Raw genomic sequence first — 24334 nt, 5'->3', positions numbered from 1 at the left:
TTGTGATGGGCAACTAAAATATGATAAAAGATCATAATGAGGGCCGGTCCTTGACATTCATATGGCAGGCGCTACTCTTATAGAAACTATGACAATTTTATGGGAGGTGACCTATGAAGACGACAAGGGCGTATTTCGGAAGACAGGAATTGATTCTCCCGATTCTCTTCTCGATAGCGATCGCGATGCCCGCCACTTTGGCGGCCGCTCCCGCGAGCGAGAAGAACGACGGCTACTTTGTATTGAAGGGCGGCTATTATTATCCAAGCGAAAGCACGTTGAGCCTAAATGATTTCGAGGACTCGGGTACGAGAACTGAGTTGGAAAGAAAGAACGGATTTGACGGTGAGATAGCATTCGGTCATTACTTCTTCCCCATATTTGGAATTGAATTCGGGGCCGGATACTTTGAAAGCAAATCCGCACCCCCTGCGGAGCCGGGGCAGACACGATTGAAAGTAGTCCCGGTGCAATTGTCAGGCAAACTCTTTCTCCCCCTGGGTCCTTTCGAGCCCTATGCTGAAGCGGGCATCGGCGCTTACTTTACGAAGTTTGAAGTGCAGGGGAATCTCGGCAGCTTCAACGGCACCTCGAGAGTCACCTACGGTATTCATTGGGGTGCCGGGTTGAACTTCAATTTCACGGATTCGTTCTTCATGGGTCTTGAGGGAAGATATATCAAGGCAAAACCGGAATACGGCGGCCAGCCCGTGAGACTGGACGGATACACAGCGACCCTCAATTTGGGATTCCGCTACTGAACTATCTTCGTCATGGCGAGCGGTGTATAGGCTTCTGCAAAGTCGGTCTTCGCTCGGTATTTCCAGAGCAGGCCCGTTTCAAGGGCGGAGATATCTTCGGACGTGGCTCTGATACCCATGAGATCAGTCGATCCGCCGGTTGCCCGAAATTCTGAGAACTTATAACGATAAACGATAAAAAGGGGATCTGTATAATGCGGTATACAGATCCCTTTGATGTTCTTCACAGAGAGAACGTCATCTGATCGTGAAGGCCCGGGCATTGGAAGTCCCGCCGCCCGGTGCCGGGTTGAACACGGTCACAGAGGCCGTCCCCGCAACTGCGATATCCGAAGCTGGTATCGCCGCTGTCACCCGGGTAGAGGAAACAAACGTGGTCGTGCGATTCGACCCGTTCCAGCGTACGACCGAGTTCGTTCCAATGCCGCTGCCGTTCACAATCAGCGTGAACGCCGTCCCCCCGTGAGTCCGGTACGAAGGGCTGATGCTCGTTATCGTCGGCACGCGGTTGTTGATCGTGATAGTCTGTGCGTTGGAAGTCCCGCCGCCCGGCGCCGGATTGAATACGGTCACCGAGGCCGTCCCGGCCGTTGCGATATCCGAAGAGGGTATCGCCGCTGTCAGTTGCGTTGAAGATACATAGGTCGTCGTACGGCTTGCCCCGTTCCATTGCACAGTCGAGCTGGACACGAACCCGCTGCCGTTCACGGTCAGCGTGAACGCCGCTCCCCTGGCTGTCCGCGACGAAGGGCTGATGCTCGTCGTGGCGGGCACCGGATTAGTGGACGTAGTGACCGTAAAAGCCTGTGCGTTGGATGTGCCGCCTCCCGGTGCAGGATTGAACACGGTCACCGAAGCTGTTCCAGCCGTTGCAATGTCAGCTGCCATGATCCCTGCGGTCAACCGGGTCGAAGATACATAGGTCGTTGTGCGGCTTGCTCCATTCCAGAGCACTGTCGAGCCGGAAACGAACCCGCTGCCGTTCACGGTCAGCGTAAAATCAGCCCCGCCGGCTGTGGCTGCTGCCGGGCTGATGCTCGTTGTCAAGGGCACCGGATTACTCGGCGTAGTGATCGTAAACGTCAGTGCGTTGGATGTGCCGCCTCCCGGCGCGGGGTTGAACACGGTCACCGTGGCCGTACCCGCTGTTGCGATATCAGCTGCCGTGATCCCTGCGGTCAACTGGGTGGCTGACATATACGTTGTCGTACGGTTCGCTCCGTTCCATTGCACGGTCGAGCTGGACACGAACCCGCTGCCGTTCACGGTTAGCGTGAACGCTGTCCCTCCTGCTGTTGCGGACGCCGGACTTATCGTGGAGATCGCCGGCATTGGAATGCTCAAGATCGAAAACACCTGAGCGTTGGATGTTCCACCGCCCGGCGCGGGAGTGTACACGGTCACCGTGGCCGTCCCCGCTGTTGCGATGTCAGCTGCCGTGATCCCCGCGGTCAACTGGCTAGAAGTTACGTATGTTGTCGTACGGTTCGCTCCGTTCCATTGCACGGCTGAGCTGGACACGAACCCGCTACCGTTCACGGTTAGCGTGAACGCTGGTCCTCCGGCTGTCGTTGATGCCGGATTGATCGTGGTGATCGCCGGCGCTGGAATGCTCAAGATCGAAAACGCTTGAGCGTTGGATGTTCCTCCGCCCGGCGCAGGAGTGAACACGGTCACCGTGGCAGTCCCTGCTGTTGCGATGTCAGCGGCCGTGATCCCTGCGGTCAAGCGGGTGGCTGACATATACGTTGTCGTACGGCTCGCTCCGTTCCATTGCACGGTTGAGTTGGACGCGAACCCGCTGCCATTGACCGTAAGCGTGAAGGCGGCTCCTCCTTCAGTCGCGGATGCAGGAGCCAGGCCGCTGATGACCGGTAAAGGTGCCCCTGCCGCTCCAGGATAGGAGGATATCCTGATCTCGCTCAGAACAGGCGAGGTTCCCGTATTGCTTGTTGTCAACCCCAACTGGTACTGGATCCAGCGATTGTTAGCGCTCGTAATTGCCGACCCGCTGGTGCTGTAACAATTCGACCAGGTTCCGTTGGCAAGCTGGTCTGAGGTTCCGGCGGTCCGGGTCTGGACGCAGACATTCGTGCTATTGCCAGTTGTTGCGTCCCAGGACACGGCCTGCCACTGTACGCCGTCCCCGCCGTCATAGGCAGAGGAGAGTAACGTGCCGCTCGTGCCGTACGCCGGCAGGGTAAATACGATTATGTTATCCACCGATATCTTATACGCCTGGGAGCCTGCCTCCCAATCCGCGCTGATGCCGCCGCTCAAGTAGGCCGGCGTGGAGCCAAAATTATTGTCTGTCACATCGATCTTGAGGCTCCCGTCGTAATAGACGCGGATGCGATTCCCGGTGAAGTTCATCTGGAGTGTGTGCGAGCCTGTACCGACATCGGACAGGCTGACCTGCTGCATCGGCACACTCGTGTCATCGATGCCCGTCCAGCTCGGGAACTTCCAGAGTTTCAGTACATTCGATCCACCAGCCGACCCTGCCGGGTAGACCCAGGCGCCGTAGTGTTTGCCGGTTGCCGGATCCAATCGCCCGCCGATGCCGCCCCCGAAGGCGCCGGCCGGGATCTTGATGCTCCCCTGCACCACATAATCGGTCAATTGGGGCGTGGTGGTGAAGTAGGCATAGGCTTCGGCCCACTGCACGGAGTTATATCCTTGCAGCACTCCGCCTGTTATTGTCCAGGTGCCCATCGAGACCAGCCACGGCGACAGCGTACCGCCCGCAACCCGGGTAAAGTCGTCCGAGAACAGTACGGTGCTCGAGGTGGTGAGGCTGATGAGCCCGGCGACGCTGCTGCTTATGCCGCTTGATGAGCTGTAGCGCGTTGCGTCGGACCAGACTGCCTGTCCTGCTCCGCCGACCCAGTTGGTCTGGGTCCAGACCACAGGCTGAGCTTGAGAGTTATTGATCGTGAAGGTCTGGGCGTTGGAGGCTCCCCCTCCCGGCGCCGGACTATCCACGGTCACCGAAGCATTCCCCGCTGTTGCCATGTCCGCGGCCAGGATCGTTGCGGTCAACCGCGTATCAGACACATACGTCGTCGTGCGGTCAGACCCGTTCCATTGCACTGTCGAGTTTGACACGAAGCCGGTGCCGTTCACGGTCAATGTGAAGGCCGCGCAGCCTGCAGTCCCGGATGACGGGCTCAGGCTTGTTGTCAGCGGCACGGGATTACTGATCGAGTACTGCACCTGCACGTTGGAAGTCGCCGTTCCAACAAGGACCTTTATGGTGTTCCCGACGACTCGATAATCCGCCGGGTTCACCGGTGCCCCATTGGCTAAAACCTGTGCGCTCCCGACATACTGGGAGATGCTGTTTGGGAAGAAGATCTCCACTGTCGTGTTCGGGTCAACGACTGCTCCGGAAATAGAAGCTTGCGCAATGACCGTGTTTCCCGTCTGAGTGCAGGACGGAGTAACCATGACCTGCGATCTCAAGGTCCACCAGTCGGCCACTCCGACCGCATTCGTGACCCATTGCCGCGGCACGGTCACTCCATAGGCTACATATTGCCCGATGATCGAGGTGGATGTTGACGGAATATGACCGTAGAGGTTGATGATACCTCCAAGGCCGTGATAGAAGTCAACAGCGGCCTTCATCGTAGTCTGGGTATGACCGTCCTCGATGTCGCCCGGGATCTCCGCTCCAACATACCAGTCACTCGCGGGAATTACCACACGAGGGAGTCTGCTCGTAGGTGTCGCGTAGGACACTATCCAGTGAGGCAGCGGTCCGATCTTTTGCTCTCCACCATTGACGGCTCCCAGGTCGTCCAGGATCTTTTCGGAAGCATCCCGGGAAGAGTTGAAGTAGGGAGCAACCCAGGTCCTTGGACAGTTGCCCAAGGCGCCGCATCCCGGCCTTCCGTTGTCCGTTCCCGCGAACCAGCCTTCAATATCCTGGAAGGATTTCAGGAGCGATGCCCGGGCGTAGGCACTGCCGCTTGCATATCCCTTCGGCGAAGTGTTCAGGGCCTCATCCGGTCCCCAGTGCCAGTAATCGAAATCAGCATAGGTGAGGGCAGAATTAAGAGGATTCCTCAATCCCCCGTTATGCGACCCGATCGTGGCCCCGTAGCTGGTGATCGCGTTGCGAATGCTGTTCACGGTCACCGGGTCATTGGACATCTCTTCGCGCAGCGTCCCGGTGCAGAAATAGTAGTCGGGAGTTGCTCCAAGGGAATGCTCAAAGGACGCTGAGCTTTCGATTGACTGTATGGACGTTTTGCTGTTCTCAAAGTCGTGTCTCACCACAAAAGCAGAATCATAGGGATATCTCCACGGACTCAGCTTGATGATCGGAAGGTTTGCAGTCTCGAACGCCCACTCGACCGCATGCCGGTAAATAAGGTACGCATACAGAGAGGGGTCGTAGACGGTATGGCCGATAAGAGGCTGCATCGCCCCGTGGTAGATGAAGTTTCCATTACCGTATTGCTTCGTTGTCAGAAACGGCCCCGTGTCACAGTTCGCGATGACGGCAGCTCCGGATGAAGTGACCTGGAACTCGTCATTGTTCCCATGTACCGTATGATCCGTGTCATCGCCAAGAGGGATCTCCTCGGCCGATGCGGGCATCCGCCAGGATACCGCACTTGTCGGGAATCCGGCGGTCAAACGATGGGAGATCACCGGGGTAATATGCGAGTTCCAGTCCCAGTTTTGAAGATTGGTATTTTTCATGTGCACTCCCATCTCGGTTGCCAGGGCAAAATCTCCCCTCGTGGTGCCATCCGGATTGCGCGTGAAGGAAGATGAGCCGACGAACAGAAATCCTCCTGCATTAACGTATGCGCGAAGCGGAGCAATTTCATTGTCGTTAATAGCCTCCGAACCCAGGCTGAACACGATCGGATACCTGGGTGTCCCGTCAGGGTTCAAGAGATTGCCTGCCGCAATATCGGCATCGCACACTTCGACATAGGGAGTTCCGTCCGACCGGAACGCCTCTTCCAGGGACTGAGGCGCCACGAGATACTTCCAGTCTGCGACCCACCATTGATGTCCGGTGGTTCCAGGCCCCGTAGGCGTCGGCGCGACGGCCGGCATGGTTTCCAGGGCCTGGGTAAGTTCGGAGATGTGGATGGCCGCAAACGGCTGGGGAGGCTGTGCCAAAACCGAAGTTGCAGTGAGAAGGAACATGACCAAATACATGACGATCGTATTCAGATAGTTCTTCATACGTCATCCCCTCCCTTCTGACGTCCATCATGTTTTTCCCTTTCGACAGGTGATCATGTGACAACATGAGACTCACCATATATGCATCAGTGACCTTATGAAATTTTCCTTTCCTCACGATTCCTTCTCGTCTGTCTCCCTGTCGATCGAATCGCATGCCCAATAAAAAGGCCGGGCTCACCAAAGGCATCATCCTTCGGCAGCTCGGCCGTCTTGGTCCTTTAAGACCCGTGGCTTTCCGTCCCCCTTCTCGCGAAGAGTTTAGCTTTATCGAGAACGGTTTACATGTTGGTAGTTATGTAACGCGTATTCATTGTCGAGGTGTACCTTCCTTTCTCCTTTCCAGGAGGTCAATAACTGCGTGAGACGAACCAGACTATACGTTCGTGCTCTTATGAACCTGAGTTCCTCATGCTTCCTCTTCTTCTTTCTCGCTTCTGCACCGTTGTTGATCGCATGCCCAATAAAAAGGCCGGGCCCACCAAAGGCATCATCCTTCGGCAGCTCGGCCGTCTTGGTCCTTTAAGACCCGTGGCTTTCCGTCCCCCTTCTCGCGAAGAGTTTAGCTTTATCGAGAACGGTTTACATGCTGGTAGTTATGTGACGCGTATTCATTTTAGAAGTGTGCCTTCCTTTCTTCTTTCCAGGAGGTCAATAACTGCGTGAGACTCGCCAGTCTATACGTTCGTGCTCTTATGAACCCGAGTTCCCTATGTTCCCTCTCTTCTGCCCCGTTGTCGATCGCCGGCCAAATAAAAAGGCCGGGCCCACCAAAGGCATAATCCTTCGGCAGCTCGGCCGTCTTTGTCTCTTAAGACCCGTGGCTTTCCGTACCCTTCTCGCGAAGAGTTTAGCTTTATCGAGATCTGATTAAATGATGGCAAAGATTTGAAGAGTTGTCAATTTCAAGGACTTGCAACAATTCATTCTATTGCAGATAATTGCCAGAGACCGATATGAATTCGTAACTCCTGTTATTGAGGCCCGCCTCGTAAATTTAATTTATGAGTTCCAAAGAATGGAAACAAGATCAGAAAGAGGAAGAAGTCCGGGCTCTCCGTGCCGTACATGAAGGCAGCCATTCGGCTCATTCATTTCTATTTTGATCGAAGGCTTTCAATAGCACGCTTCGCCCATGTGCTGTCTTGAAGGATGGCTCTTCCCACGCCGATCAGGTCTGCTTTCTTCTCGGCAAGGAGTCTCTCTGCAGCTTCAACTTCGGTAATCCCGCCCGTAAGGATCACGGGAATGGAAACTGAGCTCTTGATGGCCTCGCTGAGGGGAGCAAAATAGCCCTGCCCCATGAGGCCGGGAGGAGTATATCCGACGAACCCGCCGGAAATGTGAATGATATCCACGCCGGCTTTTTCAAAGGCCCGGCCGGCAATCCTGCTGTCTTCGATCGTCGTTCCGCCTTCTGTATAGTCCGAAGCCCCCAGCCGCACCTGAATGGGAAAATCCGGCCCGAGTGCCTCGCGTACCGCCCGGATCACCTGCAAATGAATGCGAATCCGGTTGGAAATATCTCCACCGTATTCGTCAGTGCGTTTGTTTGTGAGGGGAGACAGGAACTGGTTGAGAAGGTAGCCATGTGCGGAATGTATTTCCACGGCGTCAAAGCCCGCCTCCCTGACCCTGCGGCCGGCGTTTTGAAAGGCCTTCACAATTTCGCCGATCTCGTTCCTGGTGATCTCACGGGGCATGTCGCCGCGCCTCGGGTTCGCCGTTGCCGAAGGAGCCAGGGGCGTCGTACCGGTGACCTCTTTGAGCGCAGCGCTTCCGGCGTGGTTGATCTGCATTGCGGCCCTTGATCCGTTGCGGTGAATGACATCCGCTAATTGAGAGAGACCAGGGATCACTGCGTCATCGGAAACGCAAAGCTGATTGTTGCCTGCCTTTCCTTCCGGAGATACGTAGCTGTGCTCGATGATGATCAAGGCAATATGGCCGCCACGGGATTTATCTCCGTAGTAGTCCAGAAGCGCCTGGCTTACTTTTCCGTCAGGCCCGGCTTTTGCCGTAGCCATCGGCGGCATAACCAGCCGGTTGGCCAGGTTCATTGAACGCACTTTTAAAGGTTTGAGGAGATAGGACATAGATTGATCAGCCTCCGATCAGAACGGCCGCCATTCCCTGGCGAACCGTATGAACCGTATAATGAAGCCCCGGTTTCCAACGTTACTTCCCTCAGCGCCCGGCCTTGTCTTCAGGGGCGATTGTATCTATTGAAAGGCCTGACCCGTTTCGAATCCTGTCAAGATGCTTGTCGTGGCAGGTCTCTATCCCATGCGCCTCTTCATGCAGTTACGGGTTGAAATATTTACCGCGGCGATTGTTCTCTTCTTGAACATCCGATGGCAGGTCGGATGGCAAATGATTGGCAACAAAGAAAACCCCGAAGGATATAAGAATAGTGATGCTTGCAACGGTGAATGCAAGCGATCTTCCATGCCATAGTCCGACAAACCAATACCTGAAGTCGTTCGCCAGCACAGCCGCCTTGCCTCCATAGAGTTCCAGATCATGTGCATACATCTTGGAGTTATCAGGTGTAACAGGATACACGTCTCCACCTGCTACTTCATAACCCAAGATGCTATCCAGGACATTATCCGCGGTCAGATAAATGAAGATGGCGCTTCCCAGACCAGCCAGCAGGATAATGGCGCTGATGAGGTTAAGACATGTTCGTCTATTTGTGATTTTCCATTTCATGGTCATATTGTTCCGGTGATTTCCTCTATCAGTGCTCAATTCCCCGTGAAGTCCTCATTGTTGGACGGCGAAACAGTTAAGAGCTCCGGGAAGAAGTCACGCTACCTCTTTCTCCATGATGATGACCGGATATGAGTGATACGTTGCATTTTCCCTGATAACCCAGCCCAATTTGGCATAAAAAAGCCCGGCAAGTGCGCTATCAGCAACGAAGAGAAACAATTTCCGGAAATCCAGACTTGCCGCCTTCTGCTCAATGGTTTTCATGAGCGCTGAGCCGATCCGTCGCCTTCTCCACGGTTTAGCTACGTACAGGCTGACTACCCACGGCGTCAGGTCCGTCCTTGTTTCCATTTCGAACGGCTTGAGAGATACGGTGCCCACGGGTTCGCCCGAATCCAAGGCCACCAGGGTAAGAGGAAGGCTCTGCTTGTTCACTCTCTCCCGGAGAAAGCCTTCAATATCGCGAAGCGTTATCCCCGGATACAGGTACGACCACTCGTCGTATATCCAGACGGCGAGGACCGGGATTACCTCCTGGTGGTCTCCTAAATGATGAATATCCACGGATGAGCACCGCTTTCTTTATTGATCCCTTCGGCGCAATGGATCGCCGGAAGGTTATTCGCGCTGTTCGTGAAAATCGTATTCGGCTCTCATGATCCCCGGGGACATTATACACCGATCCGTAAACCAGGTAAAATAGGAGCAATGGGAGCACGATCTTCATGATGCAGATCATAGCGGAACGGTTCGCGCGGTGCTATAGTTCACATCATAAAGGAGAACAGCCATGACCATAGACCCCAAAACCAAAGTGAATGATCTGCTGAACCAGTATCCCTTTCTGAAGGACTTCCTGATCCGCATCAATCCCGAGTTCAAGATGCTCGATAATCCCTTTATGCGCAAGACCGTGGGCAGGATCGCCTCCCTGAACAAGGCGGCAATGATCGGCGGCATGGACGTCAGGAAGCTGCTCGACGACATCGCTGCCGAGATCAAGAAGCAAACGAAGGAGACGGTCGCCGTATCGTACGCGCAGGAAGGCGCCGACGAGCAGGACGTCCGGATCGAAACGCTCAAGAACATCATCAAGGAACTGCACACAGGGAAGGACGCTGAATCGCAGAAAAAGAAATTCCAGGAACTGATCAAGGACGTCGCGCCCTGGGAGATCGCGCAGATGGAGCAGCGGTTGATCTCCGAAGGCATGCCGGAAACGGAGATCAAGAGCCTCTGCGAGGTGCATGTGCAGGTCTTCAAGGAAGCGCTCGAGCACAAGGCGGTGCCCGGCCTGCCCGCAGGCCATCCGGTGCACACCTTCATGCTTGAAAACCGCGCTGCCGAAGACATCCTGCGGGAAGCGGCCGAGATCAAGGATTTTTCACGGGAGAAGGAAAAGCTGCTCGCTCTCCTGGAACGCCTCGGCCAGATCGACAAGCACTTCGTCCGCAAGGAGAACCAGCTCTTCCCGATCATCGAGACGAAAGGCATCACCGGACCGTCCAAGGTCATGTGGGCGCTCCATGACGACATCCGCGGGTTCATCAAGGATGTCCGGAAGCGCGCCACGGACGGCAAGATGGAACAGGTGGCCCTCGACGCATTGATCAAGATGGTGAACGACATGATCTACAAGGAAGAGCATATCCTCTTCCCCATGACGCTCGAAACGCTGTCCGAGGACGAGTGGGCAAGGGTCAGGAAAGGCGAGGAGGAGGTCGGGTACGCCTGGATCAAGCCGGAGTCGGAGTGGAAGCCGTCTGCCGGATCATACCAGCAGACGCTGCTCGAGGAGAAGGTCGGCAGCTTGAACCTCAACACCGGCCAGCTCACGCCCGAGCAGGTGAACCTGATGCTGATGCACCTCCCGATCGACATGTCCTTTGTGAATGAGCAGGACGAGGTGATCTACTATTCGGCAACTCCCGACCGGATCTTTCCGAGGAGCCCGGGAGTCATCGGCAGGAAGGTGCAGAACTGCCACCCGCCGAAGAGCATGGGCATGGTGCAGAAGATCCTGGATGAGTTCCGCGAGGGAAGGCGGAGTTCGGCGGACTTTTGGATCCAGATGCAGGGAAAGTTTATCCTGATAAAGTATTTTGCGGTCCGGGATGCGGAGGGGAGATACCGCGGCTGCCTGGAAGTGAGCCAGGATGTGACGCAGATCAAAAAGCTCGAAGGCCAGAAGCGTCTGCTGGACTGGGAGTGAAAGGGCGTCTCGCCGTGGACCGGCACGAGAAACTCGGACGTCCTCTCTGGTGAACGCTGCCGGGAAGAGGCCGGTCTCACGGTCCCGGAGAGGACGTTGTTGTCAAGGAGGGGAAGGGGAGCGATCTGCGCCAACTCAGTGCTGCAGATCGGGTCTTTCCTGAGATGGGATGAGTCAAGATCCTCAATGATCCTGTTTACAGCCTCCCTGAGTATGACTGAATTTCGACAGGTGCAAATCAGGGATATTCTTGACGATCATCTGCTTAGCCCATTCAAGAAGGGGCATGGTTTCGCTCAGGTGGATCCTTCTGTCCTTCACGGTTGCGCCATCAAAGCAGTTGACCGCGCGAAACGCGTCCACATCGAGGGTCATCTCCACGAGCCCACGGCCGTTGGGCCGCTGCGTGAATAAATCGGTGTTCAATTTGACCGACTCAACTTCTCCGATCTGAGCAAAAATATCCTTCAACGCCGCTTCCGTGACATCGGGAGGAAGGTTTTCAATAAGGATTTTTCTCGTAGCCATGGAAGAGCCCTCCTTCATATCATTTCATTCTTGTACGGAGTCCCGCAGGAAAGGACTCTCCGCGAGGCAGGCGAACAGCCTGTTGTTACTATAGCAGAATTCTCGGCAAAATGCGGCGCAGCTCCTGAATGTTATCGTGTCAACGATGGCTGCATTGCAACCGGCCTTTTTCGCCGAAGGGAAAGCCGCACTTATTGACGGAAAAGACTACGGTCCATGTCGATGTTCCGGCCGCCGACGCTCTGCTGGTTGTGCGCGCCGCTCAGACGAGAGCCGTCATCGGACATGGTGAGAGTATAGGTTTCCGTCTTCCAGTAGCCAACGACCGACTTCATCTTCCACTTCATCTGCAGCTTCAACGTCTTGTCCGTTATCTCGAACACATTGACCGTGGCAACGCTGTCAGCTGCGCGCTTGGGAGGAATGAGCGTAAGGTCGCCGTTCGCGTTCTTGGCGATCTCAAAGGCGTGAATCGTCACTTCTTCTCCCCGGATATTTTCTTTGAAATACCAGTTTCCGGAGAAATCAGGCATCTTGGCCCTCTTTTCCGGCGGCAGTTTGATGATCTTGAGCTGCTTCTCAGGCTCAAGGTCGAGCGTCGGCTTGCCTGCAACCGCCAGTTGCTTCCCGCCCGGGGCGGGAACCGGCGCAACCGCCGGAGCCGGCGCGTTCATGCCTGCCTGCACTGCCTCGGCGTCCGCCTCGAGGGAGTAGATCGTATTCTTGACGTCCCTGGCGTTCTTGGCATCGGGAGCAGCCAGGAGGTAGAATTTGAGGCTCTGGATCGCATCGTTAAACAGTCCTGCCCTTTCCTGGACCACGCCGAGATTATAATAGGCAAGGGCAAGCCAGGGCGCGGTGTTCGTTGCTGCTTCGAATTCCGTGATCGCCTTCTTGTACCCGGCGCTGTCCGAAGCCTTCTTGGCGAACGCTGCGCCTCGAGCCATGTTCCGCTCTGCATCTTCGGGCACAGCAGGCGCCGGTTTCATGCCTACGGCCATCTTGATGATCTTTTCGCGCAGCACCTTGTCGCCGGGTTTCTTTTTCAGCTCTTCAACGTACTGCTTCAGATCTTCCGACCCCCCAGCTTTTTGCGATTGCGCACCGAAAGCGGGGACGAAGAGCGCACCCATGATCAAAATAGGCAATGCGATTCGGATGATGGTCCTCATTTTTTATTTCTCCTTGCCAAGACGACACCCGCTGGCATTCATGTAGCCAGCGTGATGCAAATAGTTGCAATAGAAATTATTGCCATGTTCAAGGTTAAGATACTGTTTTTAATAGATAAATATATATTCCTCATTAGATATTATCCCAAAGTTGCATGAGAGTCAAGAGTTGTTTTCATCAGAACCCATTTGGGAGACGGGCATTTCGGGACAGCGTTATATCGTTGTTTCGCCAGTCGGGGGAGGGCGGCACTCGAGCTTTTTTTAAACTTGTCTAATCGGTCCGCATCGGCTATAGTGAACGAATGAAACTTTGCCACGCGTGCAAGAAGGAGATTGTCGGAACGACCAGGATCGGTCGCAGAGATGAGTGTTCTTCCTGCGGAGCCGATCTTCATTGCTGTCACAACTGCGCTTTCCATGATCGCACAGCATCGAAGCAGTGCCGCGAGCCGGTTGCAGAGTTTGTCCGCGAGAAACATAAGGCGAATCACTGTGATTTCTTTGTATTCATCGAAACCCGTGCGGATGCCGCCGATGCGTCCCTCGCGAAGGCGCGCGGAGCCCTGGAAGACCTGTTCAAACCATAGCCACCAGCTCATGAGACATGATCCAGTTCGACAGGAAAATAATAGGCGGACTCATCGTTTTCGGCCTGGTCGTTAGTACGATCCTCTATATCCTGTTCCCGCTCGGCCTGGTCAGGTTTTTTACGGACCGGGACCTCCTCACGCGTTTCATCACAGAGCACAGGACCTATGCGGCCTTCATCTTCATCGGGCTGCAGGCTCTCCAGGTGATCGCCGCGCCGATACCCGGAGAGGTGACCGGTTTCGTCGGCGGGATGCTCTTCGGGAACTGCGGCGGTATCCTGTATTCGACGATCGGCCTCACTATCGGTTCATGGCTTGCCTTTCTGCTCGCGCGGGTCGCGGGGAGGCCGCTTGTTGAGAAGCTGGTGAAACCCGAGATCATCGACCGGTACGACTACGTGATGAAACACAAGGGGATTGCTCTCGCCTTTCTGATGTTCCTGATCCCCGGCTTTCCGAAAGACTATCTGTGTTACCTGCTCGGGCTGGGACACATGGGGCATCGGAACTTTCTCATCGTGTCAACGACCGGCAGATTTCTTGGCACGGTGCTCCTGACCCTGGAGGGCTCATTTTTTCGCAACAGGCACTACGCGGCCTTTTTCACGGTCCTCGGCCTCAGCATCCTCTGCATCCTGCTCGTCATGGTATACCGCGTGAACATCGAGCGGTGGATCCGGAGCATCCGGGCCGCTCAGCAATTGAAGCACCGGGCCGCGCGGAGCCGGCAGAAGAGGACCGGGGGGGAAGACTAGACGCCCTTGCGGTCCCGGTCCCGACGGTCCCGGTGAACCCCCCTGATGCGGTCATTGTACCGGTTTGTGATGATGGCGCAGACCTCTTCCGGCTCGTCGACGATATGAAGGAGGTCGATGTCCGCCGCGTCGATATTGCCCGTGGTAAGAACCGATTGTCTCATCCAGTCGATCAATCCCCTCCAATAGTCGGTGCCGACGAGAACGACGGGAAATGACCTGATCTTCTTGGTCTGGATCAGCGTGAGCGCCTCGAACAGCTCGTCGAGGGTTCCGAAGCCGCCGGGGAAGATGACGTATCCCACCGCATATTTCACGAACATCAGCTTTCTCACGAAAAAGTAGCGGAATTCCACCTTGATATCTTGAAACGTATTGGGCGACTGCTCCAAGGGAAGCTCGATGTTCAGCCCGACCGATGTCCCGCCTGCGTTCTGGGCGCCTTTGTTCGCCGCCTCCATGATGCCCGGCCCCCCTCCGGAAATGACCGCGAATCCGTCCTTGGCCAGGTGCTCGGCGACCTTCAGACATTTGTTGTAGTAGGGTGAACCCGGCGCAACCCGTGCGCTGCCGAATATGGTCACCGCCGGACCGATGGTGCTCAGCGCTTCGAAGCCTTCGACGAGTTCGGCCATGATTCGGAACACACGCCAGGTGTCGGATTTTGCCAGATCTTCCATGCTCTCTTCTCCTTCTCGCAATAATGACTTGATCCGGCCAAGCCGGATTCACGACCGGGGGCAGCTCGATGCGGCTTGGCCTCGGGGATTGATCCAGATTCCCGGGTATTGAATCTGCATCAAAGCGGCTGATGCTATTCCTTCCCGGCAAACTCTTCGCGATAGATCTGGGCGGAGGTGATGACCAGTGTCACGATCAACGGTCCGAAGAGGATGCCGAGGATGCCATAGGCCTGCAGACCGCCCGGGATGCCGAGGAACAGGAAAAACGTGGGGAGTTGGGTTTTTTCCCGATCACCACGGGCTTGATGAAATTGTCGGGCAGACTGACCAGAATGGTTCCCCCGGTCTGTAATCATTTTTTGTTGGCCTCGGACCTCGCGAATACACATAAGCATTCTGCTGCGCGTGCACCGAATTTTCTGCGTTCAGCACCACGCGCCTGCGGTACAGCGGGTGAAGGGCGAGGGCGATAATTCCCGCCCAGGGCAGAGCAGACGAAAAAGGCGCGAGGAGATACCCGACCTGATACGGAAGAAACAGGAAAACCGCGAAGAAGACGATGGTTAAGATGCGCGTCCGGGTCAGGATCGGTTGCATGCCTTGGTCGTTCACGCGCGCTCCCGTGCCCCCGCCCTTCTGAACGAGGCCAAGTGTGCCGCTAGCTTCAGTGCTTCCCGCATACTGGCGGGATCGGCACAGCCCTTGCCGGCGATGTCATAGGCGGTGCCGTGGTCGACCGACGTCCGGATGATCGGCAGGCCGACGGTCACGTTGACGGCGTTGCCGAACGCCAGCATTTTGAGCGGCGCGAGCCCCTGGTCATGATACATGGCGACCACGATGTCGTAGTGGTTGTTGCGCGCCTTGTGGAAGAGCGTGTCAGCGGGGAGGGGATCGCTTGCGTGGATGCCGTCCTCGCGGGCTTTGATCACGGCAGGCAGGATCTGGTCCCACTCTTCGCTGCCGAACAGTCTCCCCTCGCCGGCATGGGGGTTCAGAGCGGCAACGCCGATCCGCGGATTGTCGATCCCGAAGGAGCGCATGGCGGCACGGGCAAGTCGCAGGGTTTTGAGGACGACCGGCGTCGTAATGTGGCGGGGAACGTCCTTTAAGGCCATATGGATGGTCGCGAGGATCACCCGCAGGCCGCCACCGACGAAGAGCATCCCGTATTCCTGGGACTGCGTCAGGGCGGCGAGGAGTTCCGTATGACCGGCATAATGATAGCCCGCGGCATTCATCATGGCCTTGCTGATCGGTGCCGTGACCATGGCATCGGCCTCGTTCCGGAGGGCCAGTTCTACGGCGCGCTTGATGTAGGCGACGACCGCGGTGCCTGACGATGCGTCCGGCTTGCCCCAGGCGTGCGTCGAGAGGTTCACGAGATTCAGGTTGAGGAGCTCAAGCCGGCCGTGACGGGGTGCGGCCTGGGCCAGCGAGGAGATACTGGATACACTGACCGGGATGCTCATCTCGTCGACGAGTTTCTTCAGGACGCCGGCATCACCGATCACGACGGGCCTGCAAAAGCTGAACGTCTCTTCGGCGGCCAAGGTCTTGGCGATGATCTCCGGCCCGATCCCGGCCGGGTCCCCCATGGTTATGACAATGAGCGGTCTCTGCTCCATAGGTCCTGTTCCTCCGGCACCAGCGTCTCGGATTGTACGCGGTACACCTGCTCCGGAGAAGAGTTGCGTCCCTCCGGCAGACCGATGACGATCACGTCGATCGAACGCGATGCTCGTTTCACGGTGATGCAGTCGCCCACCCTGACCTCTTTGGCCGGTTTGGCCTCATGGCCGTTCACGAGCACCCTGCCGTTGTCGATCATTTCTCTCGCGACGGAACGGCGTTTCATGAGCCTGCTCTGCTTCAGGAACAGATCGAGACGCACGGATAATTGTAGCGGAAAAAGAAGGGATTTACAATCAGAAATCCGGGAGCACCCGGAGAAACAGCGGTGCGCCGGGGACGGATCAGCGCCGATCGCCGCCCAGAAAAGGGGCCAGGATGGCGTTCGCCTCGCGGATGATGCGCTCATGCTCGGCGAGAATGTTCGCTTTCGCGGCTTCGATGCAGGAACGCAGGGGGAGGGGAGTATCATCCGGCACTTCGTTCTCATCGAGTACCCGAACGTTCCCGTCGGCATCGATCAGAACATCGACTGCAAGGTCCCTCCAGGAGAATTCCTCCGGACGGAGGGACACGCTGTCCGCGATGTTGAAGTAGTAGGCGGCCTTGCTTCCTCCGAAGCGCCAGACATACAGCGTATAGGGACGGTCGGTCCAGTACAGCGCGTACGTGACATCGCCGGGGAAGAGCTGCGTTCCACTCACATCATAGGGCCGTTCAATGACGTACCGCAGAACGCCGAACCCGCCGTCAAGACGCAGCAATTCACAGGAGAACCGGTGTGTCGCGCCGGACAGGGTGATCTTCTTTTCTACACAGGCCGCCATGGGGGGCCCGCTCAGGATCCGCTGGCCATCGCGATCGCGGCCCCGATGCGCCCGAGTGTCCGGTCTCTGCCCATTATTTCCACGACATCAAAGATGCCGGGGCTGACCGTCGAGCCCGTGAGCGCGACCCGCACGGGCTGCGCGAGCTTGCCCAGTTTGACGCCTTTTTCTGCCACGAGCCCGTTGAACACACGCTCGATTTCGGAATGAGTAAAGGGGTCAAGCGACGAAAGCCGCGATGAGAGTTCGGTGAGCAGCGGCAACACATCCGGGGTCAGGTGTTTAGCCCTGGCCTTCTCATCCATCACGATGGTGTCGAGCAGAAAGGGAAGCGAGGCTGTTTTCATCTCGACCAGCGTGTGGCTTCGCTCGGTCAGGATAGTCACGAGCTTCTTGAACCATTCGATGCCGGGCTCGCGTCCCGGCTGAAGCACGCCATCCTTCCGGAGCAGGTCGAGAACGAGTTCCGCGAGCCTCCCGGGCTCCGCCTGCTGAATGTAGTGATGGTTGAGCCAGAGCAGCTTCTCGGGATTGAAGACGGACGGGGCTTTGCCTACGCTGTCCAGCGAGAACGTGTCGATCAGTTCCTGCCTCGAGAATATCTCCTGATCGCCGTGAGACCAGCCGAGGCGGGCGAGATAGTTCACCAGCGCTTCGGGAAGGTAGCCGAGATCGATGTATTCGGTAACGGCGGTCGCGCCGTGTCGCTTCGAGAGCTTGGTCTTGTCCGACCCCAGGATCATCGGCAGGTGGGCGAATTCCGGCGGTTCGTATCCCAACGCCTGGTAGAGCTGGATCTGGCGCGGCGTGTTGTTCAAGTGGTCATCGCCGCGGATCACATGGGAAATTTTCATGGTCACGTCATCGACGACGACGGCAAAGTTGTAGGTGGGAAGACCGTCCGAGCGCTGGATGATCAGGTCGTCGAGCTGCTGGTTTTCGAAGGTCACTGCCCCGCGGATCATGTCGCGCACAATCGTCTGGCCCTCGTCGGATGAAAGGAACCGTACCGCCGGCGTTCTTCCCGGGAGAGGTGCGGCCAACGACCGGCACTTCCGGTCGTACTTGGGCGGCTTGCCCGCAGCAAGCGCCTCCTTGCGCCTAGTTTCGAGTTCCTCGGGAGTGCAGTAGCAATAATAGGCTTTGCCTGACTGAAGCAGGCGGTCCACATGCTCACGGTATATATCTGTCCGCTCGGTCTGGCGGAAGGGACCCTCGTCCCAATCAAGACCGAGCCACTTCATGCCATCCAGAATGATCCCGATCGACTCATCGGTTGAGCGCGTCTGGTCCGTGTCTTCTATCCGGAGAACAAAAGTGCCTTTATGGTGCCGGGCGTAGAGCCAGTTGAAAAGGGCGGTGCGGACGCCGCCGATGTGGAGGGCACCGGTGGGGCTTGGCGCAAAACGGACTCGGACTGTATTCATCGTGTTATCGGCTCCTTGCATCGTGATATCCATCCCGCTGAAACATGGCATTATAACAAATATCTTGTGCGAGATAAAGAAAATTCATGGGAGATTCTTGATAGCCGCCCAGAGGGATGAAGAGGCTAACAGCTTGAGTTTCAACGTAAAACCCGGACAGTTTCCAAGCCGGGGGGAAGGGGGACGTAATTGACAAAGGAGAAGGTCTTAGCTATCATTGGTTCAGGCTCAAATTACAACTTGATGCCTTTCCGAGATGATCCGACTCGAAATGTCGTTGGCCCGAAGAGAGTCATAAAAGGGCGGAGGTGTGCGGCTATGGATATCAAGGTATTGTCGACGGCTCCTGTTGTTGAAATCGATGGTGTGAGATACCATCACCATCCGAATGGCGGTGGCATGGTCGCTGAGCACGCGCAGGTCGAGGATTCCGTCTATGTCGGTCCCTTTGCCAAAATATGCGGTCATTGCAGGCTGAGGGGAGAGGTGTTTGTGTTCGGAAACGCCTGGATCTTCGACAAGGCGGAGGTTACGGGGAGGGCAGAGATATTTGGGAATGCCCGGGTCTTCGGAAATGCCAAGGTTCAGGGTGACGCCAAGGTGTATGGGTCCGCAAGCGTCTATGGCGACGCGGTCGTGAGCGGCTATGCGGAGATCGCGGAGAAGGCTGAAGTAGGAGGTACGGCACGGATCTTTGGGAATGCGCGTGTCGGCAATGATACGAAAGTTCTCGGGGAGGGTGGCGCAAGCAAGAGAGCGGCATAGGGACCGGAAAAAACATACAATTAATAAAAAAAGAAAAAGGGACGGTGCAGACACCGTCCCTTTTTTGTTGCCGGTTGGCTCAGGGTCACTTAGACCCCGAACGGCTTTGCGTAGAGCAGAATGAGGACCACGACCAGCGTATAGATGGCGAGCGACTCGATGAGAGCCAGACCCACGATCATGGTGGTCATGATCTTGCCCGAGGCTTCCGGGTTCCGGGCGATGCCTTCCACCGCGCGGCCGATGCCGAGGCCCATGCCGATGCCGGTGCCGAGAGCGGCGATGCCGATGCCGATCGCCGAGGCGAAGGCCACGGTGCCAAAGAACGAAAACTTGGCCGCATCTGCCGAAGGAGCCGCCGCTTCTGTTGCGAATGCTGCGGACGCAACGAGCATGAGGCCTGCCACGAGAACCATAATTGCAGAGATCTTCTTCATGTGATTTGCCTCCTTTCTTCAGGGGTCGACTGCTTGCCCGGAATCGTGCCGGATTACTACCTCCCGCGGGCTCTTTCCATGGGAAAGAACAGCAGCCCCGGGGTATCGATGATTTTTAGTGATGCTCCCCGCCGAGGTGTGCTTCCTCAATGGAGCCGGAAAGATACAGCATGGTCAGGAGCGTGAAGACGCCGGCCTGCACGAAAGCAACCAGAAGGCCCAATCCCAGGATCGGAACCGGAGCGATATAGGGTGCGAGCAGGGCAAGCACGAGAAGCAGCTTATGTTTGGCCACCATGTTGCCGAAGAGACGGAAGGTGAGCGACATGACGCGCGCGAAGTGGCTGATCACCTCAATAGGGAGCATGAGCGGCGCAAGCCCCCACATGGGGCCCATGAAATGCTTGACATAGCCGATGCCGTGCCTTCTGACGCCGATATAGTGGGTCGCGGTGAATGATACGAGCGCCAGTGCAAGCGTCGTATTGATGTTGGCTGTTGGCGAGTCGAACCCGGGAATAAGCCCCAGGAGGTTGCAGACGAGTATAAACAGGAAGAGAGATCCCACCAGAGACAGGTAGTGCCGACCCTCCGGTCCCATGATATCGACGACGAAATTTTCCAGGGCGCCGACCACGGTTTCGAGCAGGTTCTGCACTCCCGTGGGCGCATCTCTTTTTAGCGAGAAGCGTGCAGCAAGGGACAGGCCGATCAGAATGGCCATCGCTAGCCACGAGTAGGTAACATGCTCGGGAATATGATGGATCTCTGGTAAGAGCAGCGGTCCTTCTTTCATGGTTCTACTCCTTTTATGCGTGCAATGACAGAAAAAATTTACAGGAAGGCCTGTTTTTTGTCAAGAAAAAAGCCGGAAAAGAACCATAAGAATTCTTAATAATCATATGCAAGTTAATTATTGGACGTTTCGTGAAATCGATCTCACGCTGCCGGACCATTCATCGGTGGGTATTGCTCCCTGTTGTCGGCTCGGCAATCCAGCGGGAGCACGGGCACGAGGGATAATGAAAAATCGGCGGGTCACCCGGTTGAGAATGTATGGGCGCTGCTTCTGGCAGGTACCCCAAAAGGGGACTCATCGAAATGTCTGGGAAAGGGAAAAAGATGCTGATGGTGCGGGAGAGAACAATGAACGGTCTAGCCTCGGGCGGGCATTGGTTAGACGGTCATGATCTCTTTTTCTTTGTGTTCCAAGAGCTCATCGATTTTCTTAATATAGCTGTCTGTTGTCTTCTGGATCTCGTCCTGCAGCTTCTTTGTTGCGTCTTCGGAGACGTGGGCGTCCTTGTCCTTGCTTTTCTTCCTGATCTCGTCGTTCACATCCCTTCGGATGTTTCTGATGGCAACCCGGCAGTCCTCGGCCAGCTTTTTTGCATGTTTTACGATTTGCTGCCTGCGCTCCTCGGTGAGTGGAGGTATCGTGAGGCGGATGATCTTTCCGTCGTTCGAGGGGGTGAGCCCGACATCGGATTTTAATATGGCCTTCTCGATCTCACCGAGCATCTTGGCTTCCCATGGCTGGATCGTGATCTGGCGAGGATCGGGCACTGCCATGTTCGCAACCTGGCTGAGGTGCGTCGGTGTCCCGTAATAGTCAACCGTAATGCCATCCAGTATGCCGAGCGAAGCCCTGCCGGTCCTGAGGGTGGCAAGCTCTCTCCGCAGGACATCGAGGGCCTTATTCATTTTGTCCTCGGCCTTCTTTTTTAGCTCGTTAACCATTGTTCCTCCCGATGACGAGAGTCCCGATCTTTTCGCCCAGAACGATCTTCCTGATGTTGCCGGGGACCGTCAGGTTGAAGACCAAAATAGGAAGATTGTTGTCCATGCACAGGGAAATGGCCGTCGCATCCATGACGCGAAGGTCCTTCTGAAGAACGTCGATGTACGTCAGGGAGTCGTATTTGCTGGCTGTCTTGTCCTTCATGGGGTCCGCGGTGTAAACGCCGTCCACCTTGGTAGCCTTCATGATGACTTCGGCTCCTATTTCCATCGCCCGGAGCGCCGCGGCGGTGTCTGTCGTGAAATAGGGGTTGCCGGTGCCCGCCGCGAAGATGACGACGCGCCGCTTCTCGAGATGGCGAACCGCGCGCCGGCGGATGTACGTCTCGGCAAGTTCGCGCATCTCGATGGCCGATTGAACCCTCGTAACAACGCCCTTGTTTTCCAGGACGTTCTGCAGGGCCAAGGCGTTCAGGACCGTGGCTAACATTCCCATATAATCCGCGCTCGCCCGCTCCATACCCTTGGCGGCCCCGGACAGTCCCCGGAAGATATTGCCGCCGCCGATGACGATCGCGATCTCGACGCCGAGGTCGTACACATCTTTCACCTGGGACGTGATCGAATCGAGCACGGAGTGGTCGATCCCGTACCCCTGGTCTCCCATCAGGGCCTCACCGGAAAGCTTGAGAAGGATCCTCTTGTATTTCGGCTGCGTCATAGGCGGCTCTCGGGAAATCGGCTTGCCCTATTTCAACTGGGCGGCAACTTCCTCGGCAAAGCATTCCTTCTTTTTTTCGATGCCCTCGCCGAGCTGATACCGAACGAAACGGCTCACGCTTGCCCCCGCTTTCTTGAGCAGGTCCCTTACCTTAAGCTTTCCGTCGGGGTCCTTGATGTAGATTTGGTCGACGAGGCAGCTGTCGGAATAAAATTTCTCCAGTTTGCCCTCGATGATCTTGCCGATGACGGCGGAAGGCTTTCCCGACTCCTTTGCCTGTGCTTCATAGACCGAACGCTCCCGATCCAGCACATCGGCCGGAACGCTCTCGCGGGTCAGGAACGCGGGGTTCGCCGCGGCGATATGCATGGCAAGGTCCTTGCCGAGCTGCTCATCAGCGCCGCTATAATCTACCATGACGCCGATCCGGTTGCCGTGAATATATACGGCGACGCGGCCGGCTGTTTCGTACGAGACGAAGCGGCGGATGGTTATGTTCTCGCCGATCTTTTGGACGAGCCTGTTGCGGCGCGCTTCCACATTCTCGCCTTCAAGCGCGAGCTGCGACAGCGCCTGAACATCGGCGGGCTTCTGCGCCGCCACGAGTTCTGCCAGATCTTTCGCGAACTTCTGGAATTCATCGTTCTTGGCCACGAAGTCGGTCTCGCTGTTGACTTCGATGAGCACACCGCTCTTGGCGCTGCTCCGAATGGTGGATGCGATCATGCCTTCGGACGCCACGCGCGCCGCTTTTTTCGCTGCGGCGGAGAGGCCCTTCTTTCTCAGAATGTCAACTGCCTTTTCAAAATCACCGCCGGCCTCCTCAAGGGCCTTTTTGGCCTCCATCATGCCGACGCCGGTCTTTTCCCGTAGATCCTTTACTGAACTTGCCGAAATTGTTGCCATTTCAATAAACCCCTTTCCCTGAAAAAAAACTTACACCCTTCCGGGCGGACACCCTTCCGCATTACCGTCGTCCGATGCCGTCAGGGAGCAATCTTTATTCCTCTCCTTCGACCTCGGCATCTTCTGCAGCGGTCTCCACAGGAGCAGGAGCAGCCGCGACTTCACCGGCCGCCTTCGCGGCCTCCATGGCCTCGCCCGCCTCCTTGACGATGGCCTGCCTGCCTTCGATGACGGCATCGGCGATCTTCGATGCCATGAGGCGTATGGCGCGGATAGCGTCATCATTTCCCGGGATCACATAATCGATGTTATCGGGGTCGCAGTTCGTGTCAACCACGGCAACCACCTTGATCCCCAGTTTGTTCGCCTCGTGCACAGCGATGTCTTCCTTCCGGGGATCGATGACGAAGATCACGGACGGGGGCTCGGGCATGGTCTTGATTCCGGACAGAATCTTCTCGAGCTTGGTCCGCTCTTTTTCGAGGCCGGCAACTTCCTTCTTGGTCAGCTTGTCGTATGTGCCGTCTTCCTTCATTTTTTCGATCTTCTTGAGACGGTCGATACTTTTCTTGATCGTCGTGAAGTTGGTGAGCATGCCGCCCAGCCAGCGGCTCGAAACATAGTACATTCCGCACCGCTTCGCCTCTTCGGTTATGGAATCCTGGGCCTGCTTTTTTGTGCCGACGAACATGATGTCCTTGCCTTCTGCTGAGGACTGCCGGACAAAGTCGTAGGCTTCCTTGAAGAGCTTGAGCGTCTTCTGGAGATCGATGATATAGATGCCGTTCCGTTCACCGAAAATATACTTCTTCATCTTGGGGTTCCAGCGTTTCGCCTGGTGGCCGAAATGAACCCCCGCTTCCAATAACTCCTTCATCGTGATCGTGGACATGTGTCCCTCCTTTTGGGTTATGCCGCCGCGCCCGTCGTTTCCCGTCAGATCCGGCTTTCAGCCGGACACCCTGACGCGAGTCCTAGCGCGTGTGGATTTGCCTTATTAAAGGCGACCCTTAAAATAGCATATATGTTTATTCTTTTCAAGGAAAAAGTTCTCCGTTCTTAAAGGGGGGAAAGAGCGTGCCTTGCGGCAGGCTAGCATGATTTTTTTTCGCATTTATCTTTGATGACAGGATGCTTTTCTCATCCCTGCAAAAGACCTGAGGGGTGAGAGTTGTGGAAAATCAATAAATTGCGATCTGGCATGGGAGATGCAAATTATCAGGCAGAAGGGCGAAAAAGGAGGGCA

General features: G+C 56.2%; 24 protein-coding genes and 3 riboswitches. Of the genes, 4 read left to right on the top strand and 20 right to left on the bottom strand.

What is annotated here, in order from left to right; genetic code table 11:
• Positions 1-113 precede the first annotated feature (113 nt).
• A complete protein-coding gene (locus VL197_08205) occupies positions 114-761 on the top strand; it encodes an outer membrane beta-barrel protein (protein ID HUJ17962.1) in 648 nt (215 codons plus the stop codon).
• On the opposite strand, the gene VL197_08200 is transcribed toward VL197_08205, so the two are convergent.
• The 5 genes from VL197_08200 to VL197_08180 form a co-directional block, all read right to left on the bottom strand.
• Entirely contained in the window at positions 755-880 is a 126-nt protein-coding gene (locus tag VL197_08200; protein ID HUJ17961.1) for a hypothetical protein, read from the bottom strand. The genes VL197_08205 and VL197_08200 overlap by 7 nt on opposite strands.
• A 118-nt stretch (positions 881-998) precedes the next feature.
• On the bottom strand, positions 999-5972 hold the full coding sequence (locus tag VL197_08195; protein HUJ17960.1) for a hypothetical protein: 4974 nt from the start codon (positions 5970-5972) through the stop codon (positions 999-1001).
• A gap of 195 nt (positions 5973-6167) precedes the next feature.
• A riboswitch (cyclic di-GMP riboswitch) is annotated at positions 6168-6248 on the bottom strand.
• 220 nt (positions 6249-6468) lie between these two features.
• Positions 6469-6549: riboswitch (cyclic di-GMP riboswitch) on the bottom strand.
• Between the two features lie 208 nt (positions 6550-6757).
• Positions 6758-6837, bottom strand: a riboswitch (cyclic di-GMP riboswitch).
• Positions 6838-7069: 232 nt separating this feature from the next.
• Positions 7070-8068: an NADH:flavin oxidoreductase gene (locus VL197_08190; protein HUJ17959.1), complete on the bottom strand. Its 999-nt coding sequence runs from the start codon at positions 8066-8068 to the stop codon at positions 7070-7072.
• A gap of 208 nt (positions 8069-8276) precedes the next feature.
• Positions 8277-8687, bottom strand: coding sequence for a hypothetical protein (locus VL197_08185; protein ID HUJ17958.1), 411 nt, complete (start codon positions 8685-8687; stop codon positions 8277-8279).
• 96 nt (positions 8688-8783) lie between these two features.
• Positions 8784-9254, bottom strand: a complete 471-nt coding sequence (locus VL197_08180; protein ID HUJ17957.1) for a GNAT family N-acetyltransferase — start codon at positions 9252-9254, stop codon at positions 8784-8786.
• A 226-nt stretch (positions 9255-9480) separates the two neighbouring features.
• On the opposite strand from VL197_08180, the gene VL197_08175 reads away from it, so the two are divergent.
• A complete protein-coding gene (locus VL197_08175; protein HUJ17956.1) occupies positions 9481-10902 on the top strand; it encodes a DUF438 domain-containing protein in 1422 nt (473 codons plus the stop codon).
• A gap of 183 nt (positions 10903-11085) precedes the next feature.
• Here the strand turns inward: VL197_08175 and VL197_08170 are convergent, their stop codons facing one another.
• The 3 genes from VL197_08170 to VL197_08160 all read right to left on the bottom strand — a co-directional run bounded on the left by VL197_08170 (position 11086) and on the right by VL197_08160 (position 13204).
• Positions 11086-11430 (bottom strand): RNA-binding protein, encoded by a 345-nt coding sequence (locus tag VL197_08170; GenBank protein ID HUJ17955.1) that lies wholly within the window; start codon positions 11428-11430, stop codon positions 11086-11088.
• A gap of 191 nt (positions 11431-11621) precedes the next feature.
• Entirely contained in the window at positions 11622-12602 is a 981-nt protein-coding gene (locus tag VL197_08165) for a hypothetical protein (GenBank protein HUJ17954.1), read from the bottom strand.
• 140 nt (positions 12603-12742) lie between these two features.
• Positions 12743-13204 carry a hypothetical protein gene (locus VL197_08160; GenBank protein HUJ17953.1) on the bottom strand — a complete coding sequence of 154 codons (462 nt, stop codon included), beginning with the start codon at positions 13202-13204 and terminating at the stop codon, positions 12743-12745.
• A gap of 5 nt (positions 13205-13209) precedes the next feature.
• On the opposite strand from VL197_08160, the gene VL197_08155 reads away from it, so the two are divergent.
• Complete coding sequence (locus VL197_08155; protein ID HUJ17952.1) at positions 13210-13950, top strand: VTT domain-containing protein; 741 nt, start codon at positions 13210-13212, stop codon at positions 13948-13950.
• Here the strand turns inward: VL197_08155 and VL197_08150 are convergent.
• From VL197_08150 to gltX, 6 genes are all read right to left on the bottom strand, one after another.
• Positions 13947-14630: a TIGR00730 family Rossman fold protein gene (locus tag VL197_08150; protein ID HUJ17951.1), complete on the bottom strand. Its 684-nt coding sequence runs from the start codon at positions 14628-14630 to the stop codon at positions 13947-13949. The two genes, VL197_08155 and VL197_08150, sit on opposite strands and share 4 nt — an antisense overlap.
• Positions 14631-14764: 134 nt before the next feature.
• Positions 14765-14989: a hypothetical protein gene (locus VL197_08145; GenBank protein HUJ17950.1), complete on the bottom strand. Its 225-nt coding sequence runs from the start codon at positions 14987-14989 to the stop codon at positions 14765-14767.
• 252 nt (positions 14990-15241) lie between these two features.
• A complete protein-coding gene (gene pdxA / locus VL197_08140) occupies positions 15242-16261 on the bottom strand; it encodes a 4-hydroxythreonine-4-phosphate dehydrogenase PdxA (GenBank protein ID HUJ17949.1) in 1020 nt (339 codons plus the stop codon).
• On the bottom strand, positions 16234-16527 hold the full coding sequence (locus tag VL197_08135; protein HUJ17948.1) for an RNA-binding S4 domain-containing protein: 294 nt from the start codon (positions 16525-16527) through the stop codon (positions 16234-16236). The genes pdxA and VL197_08135 overlap by 28 nt, the downstream gene beginning before the upstream one ends.
• Before the next feature lie 82 nt (positions 16528-16609).
• A complete protein-coding gene (locus VL197_08130; protein HUJ17947.1) occupies positions 16610-17092 on the bottom strand; it encodes a DUF402 domain-containing protein in 483 nt (160 codons plus the stop codon).
• Between the two features lie 11 nt (positions 17093-17103).
• On the bottom strand, positions 17104-18519 hold the full coding sequence (gene gltX, locus VL197_08125; protein HUJ17946.1) for a glutamate--tRNA ligase: 1416 nt from the start codon (positions 18517-18519) through the stop codon (positions 17104-17106).
• A 318-nt stretch (positions 18520-18837) separates the two neighbouring features.
• Here gltX and VL197_08120 point away from each other — a divergent pair, with 318 nt between their 5' ends.
• Entirely contained in the window at positions 18838-19284 is a 447-nt protein-coding gene (locus tag VL197_08120; protein HUJ17945.1) for a hypothetical protein, read from the top strand.
• A gap of 89 nt (positions 19285-19373) precedes the next feature.
• On the opposite strand, the gene atpE is transcribed toward VL197_08120, so the two are convergent.
• From atpE to rpsB, 6 genes are all read right to left on the bottom strand, one after another.
• Positions 19374-19721: an ATP synthase F0 subunit C gene (gene atpE / locus VL197_08115; GenBank protein HUJ17944.1), complete on the bottom strand. Its 348-nt coding sequence runs from the start codon at positions 19719-19721 to the stop codon at positions 19374-19376.
• Positions 19722-19836: 115 nt separating this feature from the next.
• Positions 19837-20517 (bottom strand): F0F1 ATP synthase subunit A, encoded by a 681-nt coding sequence (gene atpB / locus VL197_08110; GenBank protein HUJ17943.1) that lies wholly within the window; start codon positions 20515-20517, stop codon positions 19837-19839.
• 380 nt (positions 20518-20897) lie between these two features.
• Positions 20898-21461, bottom strand: a complete 564-nt coding sequence (gene frr, locus VL197_08105) for a ribosome recycling factor (protein ID HUJ17942.1) — start codon at positions 21459-21461, stop codon at positions 20898-20900.
• Positions 21454-22182 carry a UMP kinase gene (pyrH, locus tag VL197_08100; GenBank protein HUJ17941.1) on the bottom strand — a complete coding sequence of 243 codons (729 nt, stop codon included), beginning with the start codon at positions 22180-22182 and terminating at the stop codon, positions 21454-21456. Before pyrH ends, frr begins: the two co-directional genes overlap by 8 nt.
• A 27-nt stretch (positions 22183-22209) precedes the next feature.
• Positions 22210-23088, bottom strand: a complete 879-nt coding sequence (tsf, locus tag VL197_08095; protein HUJ17940.1) for a translation elongation factor Ts — start codon at positions 23086-23088, stop codon at positions 22210-22212.
• Positions 23089-23182: 94 nt separating this feature from the next.
• Positions 23183-23980, bottom strand: coding sequence for a 30S ribosomal protein S2 (rpsB, locus tag VL197_08090; GenBank protein HUJ17939.1), 798 nt, complete (start codon positions 23978-23980; stop codon positions 23183-23185).
• Positions 23981-24334: the final 354 nt, after the last annotated feature.

The sequence above is a fragment of the Nitrospirota bacterium genome (genome assembly GCA_035516965.1).
Taxonomy (GTDB): Bacteria; Nitrospirota; UBA9217; order UBA9217; family UBA9217; genus MHEA01.
Note: the sequence above shows the minus strand (reverse complement) of the source record. Positions and strands in the feature narration are given on the sequence as shown.

Excerpts from the sequence above, each read along its gene's own strand:
- VL197_08205 (HUJ17962.1), top strand. The coding sequence starts at position 114 with ATGAAGACGACAAGGGCGTATTTCGGAAGACAGGAATTGATTCTCCCG.
- VL197_08200 (HUJ17961.1), bottom strand. The coding sequence starts at position 880 with ATGGGTATCAGAGCCACGTCCGAAGATATCTCCGCCCTTGAAACGGGC.
- VL197_08195 (HUJ17960.1), bottom strand. The coding sequence starts at position 5,972 with ATGAAGAACTATCTGAATACGATCGTCATGTATTTGGTCATGTTCCTT.
- VL197_08190 (HUJ17959.1), bottom strand. The coding sequence starts at position 8,068 with ATGTCCTATCTCCTCAAACCTTTAAAAGTGCGTTCAATGAACCTGGCC.
- VL197_08185 (HUJ17958.1), bottom strand. The coding sequence starts at position 8,687 with ATGAAATGGAAAATCACAAATAGACGAACATGTCTTAACCTCATCAGC.
- VL197_08175 (HUJ17956.1), top strand. The coding sequence starts at position 9,481 with ATGACCATAGACCCCAAAACCAAAGTGAATGATCTGCTGAACCAGTAT.
- VL197_08170 (HUJ17955.1), bottom strand. The coding sequence starts at position 11,430 with ATGGCTACGAGAAAAATCCTTATTGAAAACCTTCCTCCCGATGTCACG.
- VL197_08165 (HUJ17954.1), bottom strand. The coding sequence starts at position 12,602 with ATGAGGACCATCATCCGAATCGCATTGCCTATTTTGATCATGGGTGCG.
- VL197_08160 (HUJ17953.1), bottom strand. The coding sequence starts at position 13,204 with ATGAGCTGGTGGCTATGGTTTGAACAGGTCTTCCAGGGCTCCGCGCGC.
- VL197_08155 (HUJ17952.1), top strand. The coding sequence starts at position 13,210 with ATGATCCAGTTCGACAGGAAAATAATAGGCGGACTCATCGTTTTCGGC.
- VL197_08150 (HUJ17951.1), bottom strand. The coding sequence starts at position 14,630 with ATGGAAGATCTGGCAAAATCCGACACCTGGCGTGTGTTCCGAATCATG.
- VL197_08145 (HUJ17950.1), bottom strand. The coding sequence starts at position 14,989 with ATGATTACAGACCGGGGGAACCATTCTGGTCAGTCTGCCCGACAATTT.
- pdxA (HUJ17949.1), bottom strand. The coding sequence starts at position 16,261 with ATGGAGCAGAGACCGCTCATTGTCATAACCATGGGGGACCCGGCCGGG.
- VL197_08130 (HUJ17947.1), bottom strand. The coding sequence starts at position 17,092 with ATGGCGGCCTGTGTAGAAAAGAAGATCACCCTGTCCGGCGCGACACAC.
- gltX (HUJ17946.1), bottom strand. The coding sequence starts at position 18,519 with ATGAATACAGTCCGAGTCCGTTTTGCGCCAAGCCCCACCGGTGCCCTC.
- VL197_08120 (HUJ17945.1), top strand. The coding sequence starts at position 18,838 with ATGGATATCAAGGTATTGTCGACGGCTCCTGTTGTTGAAATCGATGGT.
- atpE (HUJ17944.1), bottom strand. The coding sequence starts at position 19,721 with ATGAAGAAGATCTCTGCAATTATGGTTCTCGTGGCAGGCCTCATGCTC.
- atpB (HUJ17943.1), bottom strand. The coding sequence starts at position 20,517 with ATGAAAGAAGGACCGCTGCTCTTACCAGAGATCCATCATATTCCCGAG.
- frr (HUJ17942.1), bottom strand. The coding sequence starts at position 21,461 with ATGGTTAACGAGCTAAAAAAGAAGGCCGAGGACAAAATGAATAAGGCC.
- pyrH (HUJ17941.1), bottom strand. The coding sequence starts at position 22,182 with ATGACGCAGCCGAAATACAAGAGGATCCTTCTCAAGCTTTCCGGTGAG.
- tsf (HUJ17940.1), bottom strand. The coding sequence starts at position 23,088 with ATGGCAACAATTTCGGCAAGTTCAGTAAAGGATCTACGGGAAAAGACC.
- rpsB (HUJ17939.1), bottom strand. The coding sequence starts at position 23,980 with ATGTCCACGATCACGATGAAGGAGTTATTGGAAGCGGGGGTTCATTTC.